This is a genomic window from Salinimicrobium oceani, assembly GCF_012037645.1.
In genome coordinates, this window is sequence record NZ_JAAVJR010000976.1 from 1 (window position 1) to 379 (window position 379).

General features: G+C 31.9%; 1 pseudogene. It reads left to right on the top strand.

Going from position 1 to position 379, the window contains the following annotated elements:
* Nucleotides 1-149: pseudogene (locus HC175_RS24880) on the top strand (TerC family protein); the annotation flags it as partial.
* Nucleotides 150-379: the final 230 nt, after the last annotated feature.

Below are 379 nucleotides of genomic sequence, written 5' to 3' on the forward strand. Positions count from 1 at the left end.
TGTTAATACTCATAGGATTCATGTTGATCATGGAAGCACTCCAATATCACGTTCCTAAAGGTTATATCTATTTCGCGGTGTTCTTCTCGCTATGTATCGAGATGCTGAATATAAGGTTTAGAAAGAAGCAGGAAAAAGTAAAGTCGTAGTGCAGTTTATCGCGAGTAATTGTATTTCATCGAAATTATGACTTAAAAAACCACAAACCTTTGTTAATTCAGCTTTACGGAAAACCGTAATTTATACATTTAAAAAAGAATTACGATTTGCATGAAGTTTAAATTAAATAAAACTGTTTTACTGGCAGTCCTGGTTTTCTTGTTGGCTGCAGTGGCATACTTTAATTATTTATTCTCAATGTTATAATTCGATTTTAAGA